The 18,706-nt window shown below is 65.9% G+C and carries 19 protein-coding genes and 1 riboswitch; of the genes, 8 read left to right on the top strand and 11 right to left on the bottom strand.

Annotated features, from left to right (window positions below; genetic code table 11):
- Positions 1-97 precede the first annotated feature (97 nt).
- Entirely contained in the window at positions 98-382 is a 285-nt protein-coding gene (locus tag AC3QLZ_RS02755) for a hypothetical protein (protein ID WP_014237776.1), read from the top strand.
- 92 nt (positions 383-474) lie between these two features.
- Here the strand turns inward: AC3QLZ_RS02755 and AC3QLZ_RS02750 are convergent, their stop codons facing one another.
- On the bottom strand, positions 475-1,332 hold the full coding sequence (locus tag AC3QLZ_RS02750; RefSeq protein ID WP_014237775.1) for a DUF817 domain-containing protein: 858 nt from the start codon (positions 1,330-1,332) through the stop codon (positions 475-477).
- A 102-nt stretch (positions 1,333-1,434) separates the two neighbouring features.
- Entirely contained in the window at positions 1,435-3,099 is a 1,665-nt protein-coding gene (gene ettA / locus AC3QLZ_RS02745) for an energy-dependent translational throttle protein EttA (protein WP_014237774.1), read from the bottom strand.
- Positions 3,100-3,308: 209 nt separating this feature from the next.
- On the opposite strand from ettA, the gene AC3QLZ_RS02740 reads away from it, so the two are divergent.
- Positions 3,309-4,937 carry a methyl-accepting chemotaxis protein gene (locus AC3QLZ_RS02740; protein ID WP_014237773.1) on the top strand — a complete coding sequence of 543 codons (1,629 nt, stop codon included), beginning with the start codon at positions 3,309-3,311 and terminating at the stop codon, positions 4,935-4,937.
- Positions 4,938-5,034: 97 nt separating this feature from the next.
- On the opposite strand, the gene AC3QLZ_RS02735 is transcribed toward AC3QLZ_RS02740, so the two are convergent.
- Both AC3QLZ_RS02735 and AC3QLZ_RS02730 read right to left on the bottom strand, forming a co-directional pair.
- Complete coding sequence (locus AC3QLZ_RS02735) at positions 5,035-5,580, bottom strand: hypothetical protein (RefSeq protein WP_014237772.1); 546 nt, start codon at positions 5,578-5,580, stop codon at positions 5,035-5,037.
- A 135-nt stretch (positions 5,581-5,715) separates the two neighbouring features.
- Positions 5,716-6,324, bottom strand: coding sequence for a bactofilin family protein (locus tag AC3QLZ_RS02730; RefSeq protein ID WP_014237771.1), 609 nt, complete (start codon positions 6,322-6,324; stop codon positions 5,716-5,718).
- Positions 6,325-6,767: 443 nt separating this feature from the next.
- Here AC3QLZ_RS02730 and AC3QLZ_RS02725 point away from each other — a divergent pair, with 443 nt between their 5' ends.
- Entirely contained in the window at positions 6,768-8,033 is a 1,266-nt protein-coding gene (locus tag AC3QLZ_RS02725; protein ID WP_014237770.1) for an Hsp70 family protein, read from the top strand.
- Between the two features lie 25 nt (positions 8,034-8,058).
- On the opposite strand, the gene AC3QLZ_RS02720 is transcribed toward AC3QLZ_RS02725, so the two are convergent.
- From AC3QLZ_RS02720 to gcvT, 7 genes are all read right to left on the bottom strand, one after another.
- Positions 8,059-8,625 carry a PAS domain-containing protein gene (locus AC3QLZ_RS02720; RefSeq protein WP_014237769.1) on the bottom strand — a complete coding sequence of 189 codons (567 nt, stop codon included), beginning with the start codon at positions 8,623-8,625 and terminating at the stop codon, positions 8,059-8,061.
- Positions 8,626-8,636: 11 nt separating this feature from the next.
- The gene (locus AC3QLZ_RS02715; protein WP_014237768.1) at positions 8,637-9,374 is read right to left on the bottom strand and encodes a DUF2189 domain-containing protein; all 738 of its coding nucleotides are present in this window, start codon (positions 9,372-9,374) and stop codon (positions 8,637-8,639) included.
- A 24-nt stretch (positions 9,375-9,398) separates the two neighbouring features.
- A complete protein-coding gene (locus AC3QLZ_RS02710) occupies positions 9,399-9,668 on the bottom strand; it encodes a biotin/lipoyl-containing protein (RefSeq protein WP_014237767.1) in 270 nt (89 codons plus the stop codon).
- Between the two features lie 129 nt (positions 9,669-9,797).
- Positions 9,798-10,325, bottom strand: a complete 528-nt coding sequence (locus tag AC3QLZ_RS02705; RefSeq protein ID WP_014237766.1) for a glycine cleavage system transcriptional repressor — start codon at positions 10,323-10,325, stop codon at positions 9,798-9,800.
- On the bottom strand, positions 10,318-13,218 hold the full coding sequence (gcvP, locus tag AC3QLZ_RS02700; protein ID WP_014237765.1) for an aminomethyl-transferring glycine dehydrogenase: 2,901 nt from the start codon (positions 13,216-13,218) through the stop codon (positions 10,318-10,320). The genes AC3QLZ_RS02705 and gcvP overlap by 8 nt, the downstream gene beginning before the upstream one ends.
- A 63-nt stretch (positions 13,219-13,281) precedes the next feature.
- On the bottom strand, positions 13,282-13,668 hold the full coding sequence (gene gcvH / locus AC3QLZ_RS02695; RefSeq protein ID WP_014237764.1) for a glycine cleavage system protein GcvH: 387 nt from the start codon (positions 13,666-13,668) through the stop codon (positions 13,282-13,284).
- Positions 13,669-13,719: 51 nt separating this feature from the next.
- On the bottom strand, positions 13,720-14,811 hold the full coding sequence (gene gcvT / locus AC3QLZ_RS02690) for a glycine cleavage system aminomethyltransferase GcvT (protein WP_014237763.1): 1,092 nt from the start codon (positions 14,809-14,811) through the stop codon (positions 13,720-13,722).
- A gap of 216 nt (positions 14,812-15,027) precedes the next feature.
- Positions 15,028-15,137, bottom strand: a riboswitch (glycine riboswitch).
- 307 nt (positions 15,138-15,444) lie between these two features.
- On the opposite strand from gcvT, the gene AC3QLZ_RS02685 reads away from it, so the two are divergent.
- The 5 genes from AC3QLZ_RS02685 to AC3QLZ_RS02665 all read left to right on the top strand — a co-directional run bounded on the left by AC3QLZ_RS02685 (position 15,445) and on the right by AC3QLZ_RS02665 (position 18,682).
- Complete coding sequence (locus AC3QLZ_RS02685; RefSeq protein WP_416244263.1) at positions 15,445-15,594, top strand: bacterioferritin-associated ferredoxin; 150 nt, start codon at positions 15,445-15,447, stop codon at positions 15,592-15,594.
- 137 nt (positions 15,595-15,731) lie between these two features.
- Positions 15,732-16,205 (top strand): bacterioferritin, encoded by a 474-nt coding sequence (gene bfr, locus AC3QLZ_RS02680; protein WP_014237761.1) that lies wholly within the window; start codon positions 15,732-15,734, stop codon positions 16,203-16,205.
- 56 nt (positions 16,206-16,261) lie between these two features.
- Positions 16,262-17,128 carry an alpha/beta fold hydrolase gene (locus AC3QLZ_RS02675; protein ID WP_014237760.1) on the top strand — a complete coding sequence of 289 codons (867 nt, stop codon included), beginning with the start codon at positions 16,262-16,264 and terminating at the stop codon, positions 17,126-17,128.
- A gap of 79 nt (positions 17,129-17,207) precedes the next feature.
- Positions 17,208-18,047, top strand: coding sequence for a 3',5'-nucleoside bisphosphate phosphatase (locus AC3QLZ_RS02670; RefSeq protein ID WP_014237759.1), 840 nt, complete (start codon positions 17,208-17,210; stop codon positions 18,045-18,047).
- An 11-nt stretch (positions 18,048-18,058) separates the two neighbouring features.
- Positions 18,059-18,682 (top strand): L-threonylcarbamoyladenylate synthase, encoded by a 624-nt coding sequence (locus AC3QLZ_RS02665; RefSeq protein WP_014237758.1) that lies wholly within the window; start codon positions 18,059-18,061, stop codon positions 18,680-18,682.
- The last annotated feature ends 24 nt before the right edge of the window (positions 18,683-18,706 follow it).

Raw genomic sequence — 18,706 nt, 5'->3', positions numbered from 1 at the left:
ATTAAAGTGAAACTTTAAGTCAACCGATTAAATCTCTCCTGCGTTATTGGCCTCATGGGGCAAGAAATTGTCCCGGTCATTCAAAGGAGAGTATCAAATGGGCAGTCTGAGCAACGAATCCTTCGAAGAATTCCTGGATTCCCTGAAACGGGCCGGAATCACCATCACCCGCGAAGATGAACTGCGCGAGCGCCTGGCCGAAGCCCAAAGCTGGCGTTACGCTTTCATGACCCTGGCCAACAATGGCCGTTCCATCGGTATCCGCTTTGAAGATCAGGGCGCCAGCCAGAATCTGGATGTGGTGCGCAACGCCTTCAGCGCCTACCAGTTTCCCGAGCAGTACGAAGCCGCGTTCGAAGCCAGCCTGCGTCCCCGCCACTAAGCGGGCCGCCCAGGTAAAGGGCCACCAAAGATTCCCAAAAATACCCGTCCTTGAGGCGGGTATTTTTTTGCCGGCCATCCCGACAGGGATGGCTAGGGCGAAATCTGAATTCGGGCTTTGACCTGCTTGAGGCCGCTGATCAGGGAAAAACTCATCAGGGCCAGCATGGTCCAGGATGACCATTTGCCCAGATGCACGGTGGCCCAGGCACCCAACTGGTTGGGATAGCGCCAGACGCCGAGAAAGGTGCCCATGTTCTCTGCCAGCCAGATGAAAAAGCCCACCAGGATGAAGCCGAGCAGGAAGGGCATGGAACGTTCCCGGTCCAGGGGGGGGAAAACGATGCTGCTGCGGGCGTAAAGCCCCAGGGCGAGGGCGGCCAGATACCAGCGGTAGTCGCCGATGAAGTGGTGGGTAAACAGGTTGAGATAGAGCAGCAGGGCCAGGCCGCCGCTCATCCAGTAAGGCGGGTGGCGTTCGATTCGCAGATGGAGGATGCGCCACGCCTGCATGACATAGCTGCCGACAGCTGCGTACATGAAGCCGGAGAACAGTGGTACGCCCAACACCTTGGTCAAGGCGGGGTCCGGGTAGCTCCAGGAGGCGATGGGAGCGGATACCTTGAAGACCTCTAGGGCGAATCCTGCCAGGTGGAAGAGCAGGATGGTCCGGGCTTCATCCCAGGTTTCAATGCGCCGCCACAGCAGCCATGCCTGCAAGGCCAGGGCGATCAGCAGGAGCAGGTCGTAGCGGGCGATGCCCAGCCAGCCCCCCCGCGGCACGACGAAGAGGGCGAGAAAGAACAGTCCGGCGAAGATGCAGGCCCGGGCTTCCTTGATGCCGAACCACCAGAATTCCGCCACAAAACGCCGCCAGCCGCTCAGGGCGGGGCGTTCCTGCCGGTTTTCCAGGTGCAGGTCGAGGCGGCGCAAGGTGGCGTAAAGGGGCATGAAAGTTATCTAGATGGAAAAAGCCCGCCAAAGGCGGGCTTGGGGTCGTGCTGACAGGCGGCCATTCCGGACGGCAACGTCGCGGGGGGGCTGCCTGAGCCCTCAACGGCTGATGGGCTTGTAGCGGATGCGCTTGGGCTTGGCGCCTTCTTCGCCCAGGCGCTTCTTCTTGTCGGCTTCGTATTCCTGGTAGTTGCCGTCGAAGAAGGTCCATTGGGAATCGCCTTCGGCCGCCAGGATGTGGGTACAGATCCGGTCCAGGAACCAGCGGTCGTGGGAGATGATGAGGGCCGAGCCGGGGAATTCCAGCAGGGCGTCTTCCAGGGCCCGCAGGGTTTCCACGTCCAGGTCGTTGGAAGGTTCGTCCAGCAGCAGGACGTTGCCGCCCTCCAGCAGGGTCTTGGCCAGGTGCAGGCGGCCACGCTCGCCGCCGGAGAGGGTGCCGACCTGCTTCTGCTGGTCGCCGCCCTTGAAGTTGAAGCGGCCGATGTAGGCCCGGCTGGGCATTTCGAACTTGCCCACGGTGAGGATGTCGGCGCCGTTGGCGATTTCCTCGAAGACGGTCTTGTTGGCGGAAAGGTTTTCCCGGCTCTGGTCCACGAAGGCCATCTTCACCGTGCTGCCGATCTTCACTTCGCCGCTGTCCGGGGCTTCCTTGCCGGTGATCATGCGGAACAGGGTGGATTTACCGGCACCGTTGGGGCCGATGATGCCGACGATGGCACCGGCGGGAATCTTGAAGGACAGGTTGTCGATCAGCAGCCGGTCGCCGAAGGCCTTGGAGACGCCATTGAACTCGATGACCTCATTGCCCAGGCGCTCACCCACGGGGATGAAGATTTCCTGGGTTTCGTTGCGCTTCTGGTATTCGTAGCTGGAGAGTTCCTCGAAGCGGGCGATACGGGCCTTGGACTTGGCCTGGCGACCCTTGGGGTTTTGCCGCACCCATTCCAGTTCCTGTTTCATGGCCTTCATGCGGGCGGCTTCCTGGCGGCCTTCCTGCTCCAGCCGCTCCTCCTTCTGTTCCAGCCAGGAGGAGTAGTTGCCCTTCCAGGGAATGCCCTGGCCCCGGTCCAGTTCCAGAATCCATTCAGCGGCGTTGTCGAGGAAGTAGCGGTCGTGGGTGACGGCCACCACGGTGCCGGGGAAGCGGCAGAGGAACTGTTCCAGCCATTCCACGGACTCGGCATCCAGGTGGTTGGTGGGTTCGTCCAGCAGCAGCATGTCGGGCTTGGAGAGCAGCAGCTTGCACAGGGCGACGCGGCGCTTCTCACCGCCGGACAGGTTCTTGATCAGCGCATCCCAGGCCGGCAGGCGCAGGGCGTCGGCGGCGATCTCCATCTGGGCTTCGGTGTCGCTGCCGGCGGCGGCCAGGATGGCCTCGCAGCGCGCCTGTTCCTCGGCCAGCTTGTCGAAGTCCGCATCGGGTTCGGCGTAGGCGGCGTACACCTCCTCCAGGCGCTGCTTGGCGCCCATGATCTCGCCCAGGGCCGATTCCACCTCCTGGCGCACGGTCTTTTCCGGGTCCAGCTGGGGTTCCTGGGGCAGGTAGCCGATGTTCAGGTTCGGTTGCCACTGCACTTCGCCATCGTATTCCTTGTCGGCGCCGGCCATGATCTTCAGCACGGTGGACTTGCCGGAGCCGTTCAGGCCCAGCAGGCCGATCTTGGCGCCGGGGAAGAAGGAGAGGGAAATATCCTTGATGATCTGCCGCTTGGGCGGGACGATCTTGCTCACGCGGAGCATCGACATTACGTATTGGGCCATGGAGCACTCTTGATGGGTGGAATTCGGCTGGGCCGCGGGCGGGGCCGGCGGCAAAGGCGCTATTGTACCGAGCCTTGCCGCGGGCGCCACCGGGCTTTGTCGACGGAGGCTTTTAGGCAATGATGGCGGTATAGTTTTGGACTATAGTGGTGGAACGTACGAGCAAGCGCCATAAGGCGTACCAATAACAGTCCCTGGGGGTAGCGAAGATGACCTGGTTTGACAACCTGAGCCTGCGGGCCAAGCTGTACTTCAATTTCGCCATTACCGGCGGGGTCCTGATCCTGGCCCTGCTGTTCTGTCTCTATCAATTGCAGAAAGTCGGCGGGGAAACCCGGGACATCATCGGCAACTGGCTGCCTTCCCTGCAGATGGTGGGCAAGATCAGCCAGGAGCGCCTGCGTTACCGGGTGCGCAGCCTGGAGTACATGCTGCCCGGCAGCGCCGAGGACAAGGCCAAAATCGAAAAAAGCCTGGCCAAGCTGGATGAAGACGTGCGTACCGTGCTCAAGGAATACGCGCCTCTGGTAACCGGCTCGGAAGAGCAGAAAATCCTCGACGAGGTGGGTAAGGCGGTCAATGCCTACAAGGCCGTGGTCGAGGAGGCGATTGTGCTGGAAAAGGCTGGCAAGGAAGAGGAGGCCCAGCAGCTGCGGCGCAAGGGCTGGGTGGAAAAGGCCAACCAGCTGCGCGACTCCACCGATGCCCTGGCTAAGTTCAACCGGGAAGGGGCCGACCGTTCCGCCGCCCAGGCCATGAGCGATGTTTCCAGCGCCATCAGCAGCGGCCTGACGGCCCTGGTGCTGGGGCTGCTGGTGGCCCTGGTGGCCTCCTTCCTGCTGGCCCGGCGGATTTCCCGGCGTCTGGAAGAGGCTCTGGCCGGCGCCCGGCGCATCGCCGCCGGCGACCTCACCGGCGCCCTGCCGGCACCGACGGCGGATGAAGTGGGGCGCCTGGTGGGCGCCATGGGCGACATGCAGACGGCCCTGCGCAGCACCATCGGCCAGACCAAGATGGGGGCGGAGGAAATCTCCAGCGCAGCCCAGCAGCTGAACCAGACGGTGAAGCAGATGGAGCAGAGCGTCACCGTGCAGAGTTCCGCCTCTTCAGCCATCGCTGCCAACATTGAGGAACTGACCGTTTCCATCAACCACGTTTCCGACAGTACCGGCGATGCCGCCCGGCTGGCCGGTGAATCCGACGAGCAGGCCCGGGAAGGGCGGGAGACGGTGGAACGGCTGGTGGGGGAAATCGACCAGGTGTCCCATGTGGTGAAGGCGGCGGCCGAGCAGATCGGTGAGCTGGAAGTGGAATCGGCGAAGATTTCCAGCATCGTCAGCGTCATCAAGGACATCGCCGACCAGACCAACCTGCTGGCCCTCAACGCCGCCATCGAGGCGGCCCGGGCCGGCGAGCACGGCCGCGGCTTTGCCGTGGTGGCCGACGAAGTGCGCAAGCTGTCCGAGCGGACGGCCCATTCCACCGGGGAGATCACCCAGATGGTGGATTCCATCCAGGAATCCACCCGGCAGGTGGTGGCCGGCATCAGCGGCGGCGTCGGGGCGGTGGAGAGCAGCGTCAGCCACGCCCAGCAGGCCGGCGAGACCATCGCCAAGCTGCAGGAGATGGCGCGCCGGGTGGCTGAGATCATCGGCGACGTGGATATCGCCCTGCGGGAGCAGTCCACCGCCTCCACGGAAGTGGCGCGCAAGGTGGAGGAAATCGCCACCCACGCGGAGGAAACCAATGCGGCGGCCAACGAGACTTCCCGGGCTTCCGATACCCTGGACCGGGTGGCCGGCGAAATGCAGCGGGCGGTCAGCGGCTTCCGGGTTTGATCCTGGCGGGGCCATGCCCCGCAGCCAGCAAAAACGGCACCCCGCGGGGTGCCGTTGTCGTTGATGGCGTCCTGCCTGGGCGCCAGGGCAGGGGGGCTCAAAGTCCGCCCAGGTCCTCGATGGCGTCCACCACCATGCTGGTGCCCACGGCAATGAGCAGGATATCGGAGGCAACCCGCACGTAACGGTAGCCGGCTGGCGGCGTGCCGAGGCGGATGGAAAGGTCCCGCGGCAGGTCGTAGATGACCACGCCGCTGGGCAGGCGGGCGCCCCGCTGCCACTGCTTGGCCTGTCCCGGCGGCAGGCAGCCGTTGTGTTTTTTCGCCAGCCCGGGCGGGCAGCCCTTGCTGCGGATGCTGTTGCCGTAGTAATCCCGGATCAGGTCCCGGTCACCGCCGCCGAAGCGGATTTCCACCGAGGCGCCGTCACGGCGCCCATCCCGGCCATCCCGGCGGCCATCATCGCCCCGGCCCCGGTCATCCCGGTCGTTACGGCCCTTGCCCGGACGTTCGTCCTGGCCATGTTTGTCGTTGCCGCCGCCGGCCCAGGAAGGTTTGTCGGCGAAGGCCGGGGCGGTGCCGAGCATCAGGCCTAGGCCGATGGCGGTCCACAGGGGGGCATGTTTGTGTTTTGGCTGGGACATGGATCAGTCTCCTGGCTGGTGTTGTCGTGGCCCGCAGGAAGCGGGCGGGTCGAGCTTAACCCTCCGCCCGCAGCCGTTCAAGGCCCGGCGGCGGATGGGCCGCAAAGCCCGCCCGCCGCCGGGCCTGCCGGTGGCCTAGAGCAGTGCGTTTTCCTTCTTGCCCTCCTTCAGGGTGACGTTGCCGTGCAGGGTCGGAATGCCGGGTTCGGCCGGGCTGGCCTTGGCCGAGCCTGCCTGGTGTTCATCCCCCAGGGAGCGCACGTCGCCGGAAACCTGGCCGCCTTCGTCGATGAGGATGCTGCCGTAGCGGATGGTGCCGCTGACTCGGCCGCTGGCGTGGATGAACAGCTGCTTGCGGGCCACCAGCTCGCCTTCGAAGGTGCCCCGGATTTCCGCCACGTCGATGCTGACCTTGCCGGAAAAGGCGCCCTGTTCGGCGATCTGGATCAGGCGGCTGTCCAGGGTGGCCTCCACCCGTCCTTCCACCACCAGGGTGTCGCAATCCTGGATTTCCGCCCCCTTCAGCTTGACGTCGGGGCCGACGATGAGACGGCTGCCGGAGGGCTGTTCCTTGTCGGCAGCCACCGGCGCCGGCGGCGGTGCACTGGCCGTGCTGGCCGTGCTGGCTTTGGGCGCGCTGCTGACGTTGCTGCTGTTGGTCTGGGGCGCGCTGCCGGGCCAGGGATTGCGGGGCAGGACGGTTTCCTCGCGCTTGGAGGAAAACAGGGATTGCTTGTTCAGCATGGAAGCTCCTTTTCGCAGGTTGGAGCCTTTACTTCGCAAGGCCCGTGCCTGGGATCGGGAAAGGATGCCGCTGCCAGCCAGGGCTGGCTGAAATCCCGCGCCAGTTGGCGACTTTGGGGCGGGTGCGACGATTACGGCAATGCTCCCGGCCTGCTTCCGGCGACCCGGATTTGTCGTGGGCTCCCGACGGCCTGGGGAGCCAATGCCCCTAAGTGCCTGTTTTTTAGGCGATGGCTGCCTGTTGGGGGAGGGCGACGTCGGGGCCGGCCCGGGTCGGGGGTGCCGGCCATGGGGCCGGGCGCCCCTTTTCCCCGTTGCCTCAATGGCTTGGCCGACCGCCCGGGTAGACATCCGCCGGAGCCTGGCGTAGCATCCGCCGCCCCCTGCCGACCTCGCCGCGTTGGCCGGCAACCTTCGTCTTCGCCACCAACCGCCGTCATTCCATGCCTGCCACCGCTCCCCGCCGCGCCTGCGGCCTCGACTTCGGCACCTCCAACTCCACCGTGGGCTGCCTGCGCCCCGGCCAGCCCACGCTGCTGGCCCTGGAGGAGGGCAAGGTGACCCTGCCGTCCGTGGTCTTCTTCAATGCGGAAGACAACAGCACCAGCTTCGGCCGGGCCGGCCTGGGCGAGTATCTGGCCGGCTACGAGGGCCGCCTGATGCGCTCCCTGAAAAGCCTCCTGGGCAGCAGCCTGCTGGACGGCAAGACCGAAGTGCAAGGCCGGGCCCTGCATTTCCGTGACCTGCTGGCCCAGTTCATCGGCGAACTGAAGCGACGGGCCGACCGCCAGGCCGGCGGCGAATTCGAGCAGGCGGTGCTGGGCCGGCCGGTGTTCTTTGTGGACGACGACAGCGACGCCGACCGCCTGGCCGAGAACACCCTGGGCGACATCGCCCGGGCCGTGGGCTTCAAGGAGGTCAGCTTCCAGTACGAGCCCATCGCCGCCGCCTACCACTACGAGACCACTCTGGCGCGGGAGGAACTGGTGCTGGTGGCCGACATCGGCGGCGGCACCTCGGACTTTTCCCTGATCCGCCTTTCCCCCGAGCGGGCACGCCAGGCGGAGCGCCGGGACGACCTGCTGGCCAACGGCGGCGTGCATATCGGCGGCACCGATTTCGACCGCCTGTTGAGCCTGGCCGGGGTCATGCCCCTGCTGGGCTACCGCAGCCTGCTGCGCAGCGGCCGGGAAATGCCGGCCAGCATCTTCTTCAACCTGGCCACTTGGCACACCATCAACTTCGCCTACACCCGCCAGGTGCTGGCCGAACAGCAGCGCCTGGCCATGGATGCGGCAGCGCCGGAAAAGATGCAGCGCCTGCTGGGGCTGATCGGAGAACGGGCCGGTCACTGGCTGGCCAACGAGGTGGAGCAGGCCAAGATCGCCCTCTCGGATGCGGACACCTGCACCCTGTCCCTGGAGCGCCTGGAAGCCGGCCTCAGCCATGAGCTGAGTCGCAGCGAGTTCGATCAGGCCACGACAAGCCTGGTGGAACGGGTCGAAGGCACCGTCAGCGACTTGCTGCGGCAGGCGGGTGTCGACGCCGGGCGGATCGATACGGTGTTCTTCACCGGCGGTTCCAGCGGCATTCCCCGTCTGCGCCAGCGCATCGCCGCCGTCCTGCCCCAGGCCCGGGCGGTGGAAGGGGATCTCTTCGGCAGCATCGGCGCTGGCCTGGCGGTGGAAGCGGCGCGGCGCTACGGCTGAGGCCGAGGCTGGCGGCTGAACCGGCTCAGGCCCCTGCCGGCTTGTCGGCAGCCCAGGCCAGGGCCAGGGAGCCGATGGTCTGGCCCGTATCGTCCTGGATCACGGAAAAACTCATGCTGACGTAGCGCTTCTGCCCGTCCACCTGCAGGGCCCGGGTCAGGCGGGGCTTGCCCGGATGCTGCACGGCGCCCCGGGCCATGGCCTGGTGGAAGCCGCGCCAGTGGGCGGCGCGCAGATGCTCCGGAATGATCAGGTCCAGACTGGCGCCGATGGCGGCGGCGGCGGGAAAGCCGAAGAGGGCGGTGGCCGCCCCATTCCACAGGCGGATTACTCCTTCCTTGTCGGCCAGGATCAGGGCCGCATCCATTTGCTCGGCCAGCAGCCGGTGGATCGACGCCGGCAGGTCGTCCGGGGCAGGGCCCAGCACCTGCCAGGCATACATGAGGGAAGCTTCGTTGAATTCCTGGCCGCTTTCCTCATCCCGCCACCACCGGTTGCCCTGGGCATCCTCTCCCCGGTAGCGCCAGCGGCGCTGTTCGCCGCTGCACAGTTCGATGCGGTAGAGGCTGTGCGGCAGCAGGGGCGCAGACATGGGAACTCCCTTTATTCCAGGGGAAAGACCTGTTGGTAGAGGGCGTGGCTGGCGTAGGCCAGCAGGGGGAAAACCAGCGGAAAGGGAAACAGCAGCAGGATGCTGCCGATGACGCCGGCAGCCAGCAGGACGCCCCACAGCAGCGCCAGGAGGAAGTTACCGAAGACGGCGCGGACGCTGAGAACCACGGCCTGGATCAGGTTGGCCCGGCCGTAGTGCAGCAGGGGCACGGCGAAGGCGGTGACGGCGTAGATCATGAAGGCCAGCACCGCCCCCATGAGGGAGCTCCAGCGCAGGAAGGCCTGCACGTCGGTGCCGGGGCTGAGCAGGGTGGCCAGGCCCCGGGGTTCGCCGCCCACCATGAAGCCGTAGAGTGTGGCCGCGTCGGTGATCCAGATCAGGTAGAAAAAGGTGCACACGGCACCGATGGCCCACAGGCCGGTGGGGGCGCGCCGGTAGGCGGTGAAGGCCAGGGCTGCAGGGGCCGCTTCACCACGGGCGCTGCGGTCCGCCAGTTCGAAATAGCCCACCAGCAGCAGGGGGCCGACCAGCATGAAGCCGCCGCTGGCGGCTAGGGCCAGGGGGGCGACGGCGGCCTGGCCCAGGATCAGCCAGATCAGTACGCCGACGACGGCCAGGGGCAGGGCCAGGAGCGCGCTGGGGCCCGGGTTGCGGGCGAAGGTGCGCCCGCCGCTGGCCAGGGCGGCCCCCAGATGGGCAAGTCGCAGACGTCGGGGCTGGATGGCCATGGGGGCTCCCATAGGATCAGGCGGTTAGGACGGGTCCAGGGTCAGCAGCAGGGCGCCTTCGGCCAGGACGTCGCCTGCGCAGACGAAGACTTCCCGCACCGTGCCGGCGTAAGGGCTGGGAATGTCCAGGGCCACCTTGCCGGTTTCCAGGGTCAGGATGTTGTCGTCCCGTGCCAATGTGTCACCGGCTTGGACCAGGAGTTCCAGCACGAAGACGTCGCCCTGGGCGCAGTTGCCGCAACTCTCCCAGCATTCGGGGTATTTGGGCATGCGCACTTCGATGGGACCGGACATGGGGGAAGGGTAAGGGGATGGAGGTGGAATTGTGCCCCGGCCCGGGGCATCGGCCTTTGACCGAAATGAAATGTGGGGAAAAAAGCGGGGAGTGGCCCCGCCCCGGGAACGGGACGGGGGGCGGGAAGCTCAGGCGCTGAGCTTTTCGTCCAGGGAAATATCGACCATGAGATCGTTGGAGAGCCGTTCCAGCTCGCCGGTGAGGCCGCGCACATCCAGTCCCGGCCCGGCCAGCAGGCTGACCTGGGCGTGGAAGAGGATTTCGGCGGACATGGGGGCACTGGAGGTGTGGGTGGCCAGCTCCTCCACATTGACGCCGTGGCGGGCCAGCACTTGGGAGACCTCGCGCACGATGCCAATGCGGTCGTGGCCCACCAGGGAAAGGCGCAGGCGGCGGCCCTTGGGGGCTTCCTGGCTTTCGGGGGAGCTTTCTACCGTCACCTTGAGCAGGGAGAGGCCGGCCAGTGCCTGCTGCAGGGCTGGGGCCTGCTCGGCCGGTACGCTGACCTTGAGGATGCCGGCAAACTTGCCCGCCAGACGGGACATGGAGGATTCCAGCCAGTTGCCCTGATGGGTGGAGATGGCGGTGGATAGCTGCTCCACCAGGCCGGGGCGGTCGTCACCGATGACGGTGAGTACCAGGATCTGATCAGCCATGTTGGTAGTCCTCCACAGGGGCGCAGGCGCAGAAGAGATTGCGGTCGCCGTACACGTCGTCGATGCGGTTCACGCTGGGCCAGAACTTGTTCTCAGCCACCCAGGCCAGGGGATAGCAGGCTTCCTGACGGCTGTAGGGGCGGCTCCAGACCTCGTCGGCCAGATCCTTCTGGGTGTGGGGGGCGTGCTTCAGCGGGTTGTTGTCCGCCGGCCACTGGCCCGCTTCCACCTTGCGGATTTCGTTGCGGATGGCGATCAGGGCGTCGATGAAGCGGTCCAGCTCGGCCTTGGATTCGGATTCGGTGGGCTCCACCATGATGGTGCCGGCCACCGGGAAGCTCACCGTGGGGGCGTGGAAGCCGTAATCCATGAGGCGCTTGGCGATGTCGATCTCGGCGATGCCGGTGGCCGCCTTGATGGGGCGGATGTCCAGGATGCACTCGTGGGCGACGCGGCCGTTCTTGCCCCGGTACAGCACGGGGTAGTGTTCCTGCAGGCGGGCGGCGACGTAGTTGGCGTTGAGGATGGCCACCTGGGTGGCGGTCTTGACGCCCTTGCCGCCCAGCATGGCGATGTACATCCAGGAAATGGGCAGGATGGAGGCGGAGCCGAAGGGAGCGGCGGAAACGGCGCCCTGGCCCTTGTGCTTGCGCTCGGCAGGGCCGGTGGCCTGCACCGCGTGGTCGGCCATGTAGGGGGCCAGATGGGCCTTGAGGCCGATGGGGCCCATGCCCGGGCCGCCGCCGCCGTGGGGGATGGCGAAGGTCTTGTGCAGGTTCATGTGGGACACGTCGGCGCCGATGAAGCCGGGAGCAGTGAGGCCCACCTGGGCGTTGAGGTTGGCGCCGTCCATGTACACCTGGCCGCCGTTGGCGTGCACGATGTCGCAGATATCCTTCACCGCTTCCTCGAACACCCCGTGGGTGGAAGGGTAGGTGAGCATCAGGCAGGAGAGCTTGGCGGCGTGCTGCTCGGCCTTGGCCTTGAGATCGGCCACGTCCACGTTGCCGTTGTCGTCGCAATCCACCACCACCACCTGCAGGCCGGCCATCTGGGCGGTGGCCGGGTTGGTGCCGTGGGCGGACTTGGGAATCAGGCAGATGTCGCGCTGGCCCTGGCCGTTGGCCTCCTGGTAGCGGCGGATGGCCACCAGGCCGGCGTATTCGCCCTGGGCGCCGGAGTTGGGCTGCATGCAGACGGCGTCGAAACCGGTGACGGTCTTCAGCCACTCGGCCAACTGCTCGATCATCTCCAGGTAGCCCTGGGCCTGGTCCAGGGGCGCGAAGGGGTGGATGTCGCCGAACTCGGGCCAGGTGACGGGAATCATCTCGCTGGTGGCGTTCAGCTTCATGGTGCAGGAACCCAGGGAGATCATGGAGTGATCCAGGGCCAGGTCCTTGTTCTGCAGCTTCTTCAGGTAGCGCAGCATCTCGTGTTCGGTGTGGTGGGTGTTGAACACGGGATGGCTGAGGATGGCGTCGGTGCGCAGCAGCTCGGCCGGCAGGGCTGGGTCGGCGGCGGCCACCTGGGCGTCCAGGGCCTCGATGTCGACTTTCACGCCAGCGATGAGTTGCAGCAGGGTGGCCACGTCTTCCCGGGTGGTCTTTTCATTGAGGGCGATGCCGAGGCGGCCGCCCTCGATCAGACGCAGGTTGTAGCCGGCATTCTGGGCGGCCTGGTACACGGTGAGGGCCTTGGCCCCCAGGTCCAGCTGCAGGGTGTCGAAGTAGCAGGCGTTGAGCTGCTTGATGCCGGCCTTGGCCAGGCCCGTGGCCAGGATGGCGGCCAGGCGGTGGATGCGGCGGGCGATGGTCTTGAGACCCTCGGGGCCGTGATAGACGGCATACATGCCGGCCATGTTGGCCAGCAGCACCTGGGAAGTACAGATGTTGGAATTGGCCTTCTCCCGGCGGATGTGCTGTTCCCGGGTCTGCAGGGCCATGCGCAGGGCCTTGTTGCCCCGGGCATCGACGGAGACGCCGATGATGCGGCCGGCCACGGAGCGCTTGTGTTCGTCCTTGCAGGCGAAGAAGGCGGCATGGGGGCCGCCGAAGCCCATGGGAATGCCAAAGCGCTGGGAAGAACCCAGGGCCATGTCGGCCCCCATGGCACCGGGGGATTTCAGCAGCACCAGGGCCATGAGGTCGCAGGCCACGGCGGTGACGGCACCCTTGGCCTTGAGGGCGGCGATGGTGGCGGTGAGGTCCTGCACCTCCCCCTTGTCGTTGGGGTACTGCAGCAGGGCGCCGAAGACCTCCACCGTGGCGGCTTCTTCCACCGGCCCGAAGATCAGCTCGAAGCCGAAGTAGGCGGCCCGGGTCTTGACCACGTCGATGGTCTGGGGGAAGCAGGCTGCATCCACGAAGAAGCGGTTGGAGCCGGACTTGGAGACGCGGCGGGCCATGGTCATGGCCTCGGCGGCGGCGGTGGCCTCGTCCAGCAGGGAGGCGTTGGCCAGTTCCAGACCGGTGAGATCGATGATCACCTGCTGGTAGTTGAGCAGGGCTTCCAGGCGGCCCTGGGCGATCTCGGCCTGGTAGGGGGTGTAGGCGGTGTACCAGCCCGGGTTTTCCAGCACGTTGCGCAGGATCACCTTGGGCGTCAGGGTCTCGTGATAGCCCTGTCCGATGAGGGACTTTTTCACCACATTGCGACCGGCCAGGGCCTTCAGGTCGGCCAGGGCCTCATGCTCGCGCCGGGGGGCGGGCAGGGGCAGGTCGGCGGGGAAGCGGATGGCGGCGGGCACGGTCTGATCCACCAGCTGATCCAGGCTGGCGGCACCGATGGCGGCCAGCATCTGGCTCATTTCGCTGGCGCAGGGGCCGATGTGGCGGGCGATGAACTCGTCCTTCTGTTCCAGGGCGGAAAGGGACTGGGGCAGGGTATCGGACATGGGCAATCTCGGGAGGCGGAAAGAAAAAAGGGAAGGGGCTTTGCCCTTCCCTTGTCTGTTGGCTTATTCGCTGTCGGCCACGGCACCGTAGGCGGCGGCATCGAGCAGGGCGCCCAGGTCGCCGGCGTTGGCCGGCTGCAGCTTGAACAGCCAGGCGGCGTAGGCGTCCTGGTTGAGGGTCTCGGGGGCATCCACCACGGCCTCGTTGACGGCGGTGACGCTGCCGGCGATGGGGGCGTACACGTCGGCGGCGGCCTTCACGGATTCCACCACGGCGGCTTCCTGGCCGGCGGCCAGGGTCTTGCCCACTTCCGGCAGCTCGATGAAGACCAGGTCGCCCAGGGCTTCCTGGGCGTGGTCGGTGATGCCCACGGTGACGCTGCCGTCGGCTTCGAGGCGAACCCATTCGTGGCTCTTGGTGTACTTCAGATCGGCGGGAACGTTGGACATGGAACTCTCCTTAAGTTGAATGTGAATTCTGATTGCTGAAATCGGGATAAATCAGGCCACGGCCTTGCCGTGACGGGCGAAAACGGGTTTGACCACCTGGGCGTTGAGCAGCTTGCCGCGGATATCCACCTGCACGGTGTCGCCAATGGCGACGCCCAGGGGCAGGCGGGCCAGGGCGATGGATTGTTCCAGGGTGGGGGAGAAGGTGCCGCTGGTGATTTCACCCTCGCCCTGGCTCGTCACCACCTTCTGGTGGGCCCGCAACACGCCCTTGTCCAGCAGCTTGAGGCCGAGGAACTGGGCCTTCTGGCCGTTGGCGAGGAGGGCGGATTTGCCGACGAAGTCCCGCTCGGACTTGAGGTCCACGGTCCAGGCCAGGCCGGCGTCCAGGGGGGAGACGGTTTCGTCCATATCCTGGCCGTAGAGGTTCATGCCGGCCTCCAGGCGCAGGGTGTCCCGGGCGCCCAGGCCGCAGGGGCGCACGCCGGCGGCGATCAGGGCATTCCAGAAGTCCTCGGCCTTGGCAGCGGGGAGGGCGATCTCGAAGCCGTCCTCGCCGGTGTAGCCGGTGGTGGCAATGAAGAACTGGCCGATCTGGGTGCCGAAGAAGGGGGCCAGGTTTTTCGTGGCGGCCTTCACCTCGGGCAGCACCTGCCACACCTTGGCCTTGGCCTGGGGGCCTTGCACGGCGATCATGGCTACGGCCTTGGGACCTTCGCGCAGGGGAATGACGGAGACGTCCAGCTGCCACTGACCCAGGAGCTGATCCATCCAGGCCAGGTCCTTGTCGGCGGTGCCGGCGTTGATGACCACCCGGTAGTGGGTGTCGGTGAGGTAATAGACGATGAGATCGTCCACCACGCCGCCTGCCTCGTTGAGCATGGCGCTGTAGAGGGCCTTGCCCGGGACTTTCAGCTTGTCCACGTTGTTGGCGATGAGGCGCAGGAGGAAGGCCTTGGCGTCGGCACCGGTGACATCCACGGCGCACATGTGAGAGACGTCGAACATGCCGCAGTCGTTGCGCACGGCATGGTGCTCCTCGATCTGGGAGCCGTAGTTCACCGGCATGTCCCAGCCGCCGAAATCCACCATGCGGGCATTGAGGGCGCGGTGGGCCTTGTTGAGGACGGTTTGCTTCGTCATTTCAGTTCCTTGGGCGGGGCTGTGAAAGCCGATTCTGAAAACGAAAAAGGGGCGAGCCGGAAAATTCCAGACAGGTCTGGTTTCCGGCTCGCCCCCTCTGTCCTGCAACCTGAGAGTGTTGCGGTCCCCGTTCGTTCCACCCGGAGGATGGAGAAACAGCGGCCGTTGCCCCCTTCGGTGGGCCGCCCGGACCGGGGGCCGCTCTCCAGAGATGTTCTGCCGCAAACGGTCCTTTTTGCCTGAGCGATTTCGGGGCTAGCGAATGGTGGATTGCGCCTTCGGCGGCAGCCCGTGGAAGCCGGGCCGCGCTCTCCCGTTTGCGCGGCGGACTATACCCAAAGGCAGGGGGCATGACAACAAGCCCGGGCGGCGCTGCCAGCGGCGTTTTCCCAGACCGCGCCAATGCTAGATTTCAGGCCGTCGCCCGGATGCCCGGCAAGGGCCTCCGGGAGGGCCGGGAGTTGGCTTGCTACATGGGTTGATAAATATTTGTTGAGAAGCACTTGCATTTGGATGGGTTCGTGATAATAATTCTCATTAGTTTGTTAGCCATCCATCTGTTCAGGAGCACCCGCCATGTATGTCTGTGTCTGCCACGCCGTTACTGATCGCCAGATCTCAGCGTCCGTAGCCATGGGCGCCTCCACGCTTGCCGACCTGCGCGACGAGCTGGGGGTGGGCACCTGCTGCGGCAAATGCGCCCGGGAAGTGCGCCAGCAGTTGCGCGACGAACTGGGCCAGTGCCGGGGCTGCGGCAAATGCGCTAACGCCAAGCATTGTTGAACCTCGGGTTGCGGTTCGGTCGGGCAGTCCGTTCCGCTTTTTCCCCTTGCCCTCGCGTCACATCGGCGCGGGGGCTTCTTTTTTGTGCCTTGTGCTAATCTACCGGCATCCATTCCCCAACGAATCAGGAGCCAGCCATGAAGGGCGATAAAAAAGTCATTCAGTACCTCAACAAGATTCTGGCCAACGAGCTGACCGCCATCAACCAGTACTTCCTGCATGCCCGCATGTACAAGAACTGGGGCCTGAAGAAGCTCAACGAACACGAGTACCACGAGTCCATCGACGAGATGAAGCATGCCGACAAGGTGATCGAGCGCATTCTCTTCCTCGAAGGCCTGCCCAACCTGCAGCAGCTGAACAAGCTGTTCATCGGCGAGAACACCAAGGAAATGCTGGAGTGCGACCTGAAGCTGGAACTGGCCGCCATCCCCCTGCTGCGCGAAGCCATTGCCTACTGTGAAGGCGTGGCCGACTACGTCACCCGGGATCTGCTGGAAGACATCCTGGAAAGCGAGGAAGAGCATGTGGACTGGCTGGAAACCCAGCTGGAGCTGATCGCCAAGGTGACCCTGCCCAATTACCTGCAGTCCCAGATGCACGACGACTGAGTCCTGCGCCACCACACCCGGGGCCGGCCTGTGCCGGCCCTTTTCATTTGCCTGCCATGAAACCGAGCCGAGTCGAATATTTCTCCCTGCGCGGCCGTCGCCAGGCCCTGCGCCGCTGGGGGCCTGCCGAGGCGCCGCCCCTGGTGTTGCTGCACGGCTGGATGGACGTTGCCGCCTCCTTCCAGTTCGTGGTGGATGCCCTGAGTCGGGAGTGGTCCGTGCTGGCACCGGACTGGAGGGGCTTCGGCGACAGCCAGGAAAATCGGGGGCCCTACTGGTTCGCCGATTACCTGGGTGATCTGGATGCCATGCTGGACAGCCTGTTCCCCCGGCAGGCCGTGCCCCTGGTGGGGCACAGCATGGGCGGCAACGTGGCCTGCCTGTACGCCGGATTGCGGCCCCAGCGGATCAGTCACCTGGTCTCCCTGGAAGGTTTCGGTATCAATGACATGGTCCCGGCCCAGGCGCCGGAACGCTTGTCGGCCTGGCTGGATCAACTGGCTGCGCCGCCCTCACTCCATGCCTACGCCGACCGGACCGCCCTGGCATCCCGCCTGCGCCGGGACAACCCGCGCCTGACACCTGCTCGGGCCGAGTTCCTGGCCACCCATCTGGGGCGTGTCGACGATGACGGGAGTGTGAAGTGGGCCGGCGATCCCTGGCACAAGGCCGCCAGTCCGCTGCTCTACCGGCTTGAGGAAGCCAAGGCCTGCTGGCGCCGGGTCCAGGCGCCCACCCTGTGGGTGCGGGGAGCGGAAACCTCTTTCCTCAAACGCTTTCATATAGACGAGGGCGACTATCGGGAACGCCTGGGCTGTTTTGCCTCGGCCCGGGAAGCCGTGGTGGCCGATGCCGGCCACATGCTGCATCACGATGCGCCCGAGGCGGTGGCAGCGCTGCTGGAGTCCTTCATCACGGCCTGAGGCCAAGGGGCGGCGCGGCCCCTGTGCTATGATTCCGCGCTTTCCTGCTGTCTTGGGGCGCCTTTGTCGCGACCTGCCGATGTCTGACCTGAACTGGGATTTCCACTGCCACTCCACCGCTTCCGACGGCCTGCTGCCGGCGGCCGAAGTGGCGCGCCGCGCCGCCGGCAACGGGGTGCAATTGCTGGCCCTGACCGACCATGACGATCTGGCCGGCCTGCCCGCAGCCCGGGCCGCGGCGGAGGAAATGGGCATGGGCCTGGTCAATGGCGTGGAAGTTTCCATCGAATGGGAAGGCCTCTCCATCCACGTGGTGGGCCTGGGCTTCGATGCCGCCAATCCGGTTCTGAACGAAGGGCTGGCCGGCATCCGCAGCGGCCGGGTGGAACGGGCTAGGCGCATGGCCGAGGCCCTGGAGGCCATTGCCATCCGCGGCGCCTTCGAGGGCGCCATGGCCTATGCGGAAAACCCCAACCTGATTTCCCGCGCCCATTTCGCCCGCTATCTGGTGCAGATCGGCCTGTGCAAGGACGTGCACAACGTCTTCGACAACTACCTCACCCCGGGCAAGCCCGGCTACGTGGAGCATCGCTGGGCTTCCCTGGAGGACGCGGTCAGCTGGATTCGTGCCGCCGGCGGTTTGGCCGTGGTGGCCCATCCGGGGCGCTACAAGATTTCCAATGCGGCCTTGCGCCGTTTTCTGGGCCAGTTCAAGGATGCGGGCGGGGAGGGCATCGAGGTGGTGACCGGCAGCCACAGCCCCGACCAGATCCATCATTTCGCCCGCCTGGCCCGCCATTACGGCTTTCTCGCCTCCCGCGGCTCCGACTTCCACGGGCCGGAGGAGAGCTATACCGATCTGGGGCGCCTCTCGCCCCTGCCGGACGGCCTCACGCCCATCTGCTCCCGTTTCGTCTGATCATCCACGCCATGGCCGAATATCTTTCCCTCCATCCCGATAATCCCCAGCCCCGCATGCTGGCCAAGGCCGCCCAGGTCCTGCGGGAGGGGGGGCTGATCGCCTTTCCCACTGACTCCTGCTATTCCCTGGCCTGCCATCTGGGCGACAAGGAGGCCCTGGATCGGCTGCGGGCCATCCGCGGCGTCGATGACCGGCACCACATGACCCTGATGTGCCGCGACCTGTCCCAGATCGCCCACTTTGCCCGGGTGGACAATGCCCAGTACCGCCTGCTCAAAACGGTCACGCCGGGCAGTTACGTGTTCATCCTGGAAGGCACCAAGGAACTGCCGCGACGGGTGATGCACCCCAAGCGCAAGACCATCGGTCTGCGGGTGCCCGACCATCTGGGCGCCCTGGCCCTGCTGGAGGAGTTCGGCGAGCCCCTGCTCACCGCCACCCTGCAGCTGCCCGGGGATGAAGCGCCTCTCACCGAAGGCTGGGAGATCCAGGACCGTCTCGACGACCAGCTGGAGCTGATCCTGGATGGCGGCCATTGCGGCACCGAGCCCACCACCGTCATCGACCTCACCAGCGGGGCACCGGAACTGGTGCGGGCCGGCCGCGGAGCGCTGGCCCCCTTCGGTCTCTGACCAGCACGGCCGACCGGAGCCGGG

Source organism: Azospira sp. MPR-LB4 (assembly GCF_058809525.1).
This window is presented reverse-complemented; position numbering and strand designations above follow the sequence as displayed.

What these genes read in the sequence shown, in the direction of transcription:
- AC3QLZ_RS02755 (WP_014237776.1), top strand. Translation starts at nt 98, where the DNA reads ATGGGCAGTCTGAGCAACGAATCCTTCGAAGAATTCCTGGATTCCCTG.
- AC3QLZ_RS02750 (WP_014237775.1), bottom strand. Translation starts at nt 1,332, where the DNA reads ATGCCCCTTTACGCCACCTTGCGCCGCCTCGACCTGCACCTGGAAAAC.
- ettA (WP_014237774.1), bottom strand. Translation starts at nt 3,099, where the DNA reads ATGGCCCAATACGTAATGTCGATGCTCCGCGTGAGCAAGATCGTCCCG.
- AC3QLZ_RS02740 (WP_014237773.1), top strand. Translation starts at nt 3,309, where the DNA reads ATGACCTGGTTTGACAACCTGAGCCTGCGGGCCAAGCTGTACTTCAAT.
- AC3QLZ_RS02735 (WP_014237772.1), bottom strand. Translation starts at nt 5,580, where the DNA reads ATGTCCCAGCCAAAACACAAACATGCCCCCCTGTGGACCGCCATCGGC.
- AC3QLZ_RS02730 (WP_014237771.1), bottom strand. Translation starts at nt 6,324, where the DNA reads ATGCTGAACAAGCAATCCCTGTTTTCCTCCAAGCGCGAGGAAACCGTC.
- AC3QLZ_RS02725 (WP_014237770.1), top strand. Translation starts at nt 6,768, where the DNA reads ATGCCTGCCACCGCTCCCCGCCGCGCCTGCGGCCTCGACTTCGGCACC.
- AC3QLZ_RS02720 (WP_014237769.1), bottom strand. Translation starts at nt 8,625, where the DNA reads ATGTCTGCGCCCCTGCTGCCGCACAGCCTCTACCGCATCGAACTGTGC.
- AC3QLZ_RS02715 (WP_014237768.1), bottom strand. Translation starts at nt 9,374, where the DNA reads ATGGCCATCCAGCCCCGACGTCTGCGACTTGCCCATCTGGGGGCCGCC.
- AC3QLZ_RS02710 (WP_014237767.1), bottom strand. Translation starts at nt 9,668, where the DNA reads ATGTCCGGTCCCATCGAAGTGCGCATGCCCAAATACCCCGAATGCTGG.
- AC3QLZ_RS02705 (WP_014237766.1), bottom strand. Translation starts at nt 10,325, where the DNA reads ATGGCTGATCAGATCCTGGTACTCACCGTCATCGGTGACGACCGCCCC.
- gcvP (WP_014237765.1), bottom strand. Translation starts at nt 13,218, where the DNA reads ATGTCCGATACCCTGCCCCAGTCCCTTTCCGCCCTGGAACAGAAGGAC.
- gcvH (WP_014237764.1), bottom strand. Translation starts at nt 13,668, where the DNA reads ATGTCCAACGTTCCCGCCGATCTGAAGTACACCAAGAGCCACGAATGG.
- gcvT (WP_014237763.1), bottom strand. Translation starts at nt 14,811, where the DNA reads ATGACGAAGCAAACCGTCCTCAACAAGGCCCACCGCGCCCTCAATGCC.
- AC3QLZ_RS02685 (WP_416244263.1), top strand. Translation starts at nt 15,445, where the DNA reads ATGGGCGCCTCCACGCTTGCCGACCTGCGCGACGAGCTGGGGGTGGGC.
- bfr (WP_014237761.1), top strand. Translation starts at nt 15,732, where the DNA reads ATGAAGGGCGATAAAAAAGTCATTCAGTACCTCAACAAGATTCTGGCC.
- AC3QLZ_RS02675 (WP_014237760.1), top strand. Translation starts at nt 16,262, where the DNA reads ATGAAACCGAGCCGAGTCGAATATTTCTCCCTGCGCGGCCGTCGCCAG.
- AC3QLZ_RS02670 (WP_014237759.1), top strand. Translation starts at nt 17,208, where the DNA reads ATGTCTGACCTGAACTGGGATTTCCACTGCCACTCCACCGCTTCCGAC.
- AC3QLZ_RS02665 (WP_014237758.1), top strand. Translation starts at nt 18,059, where the DNA reads ATGGCCGAATATCTTTCCCTCCATCCCGATAATCCCCAGCCCCGCATG.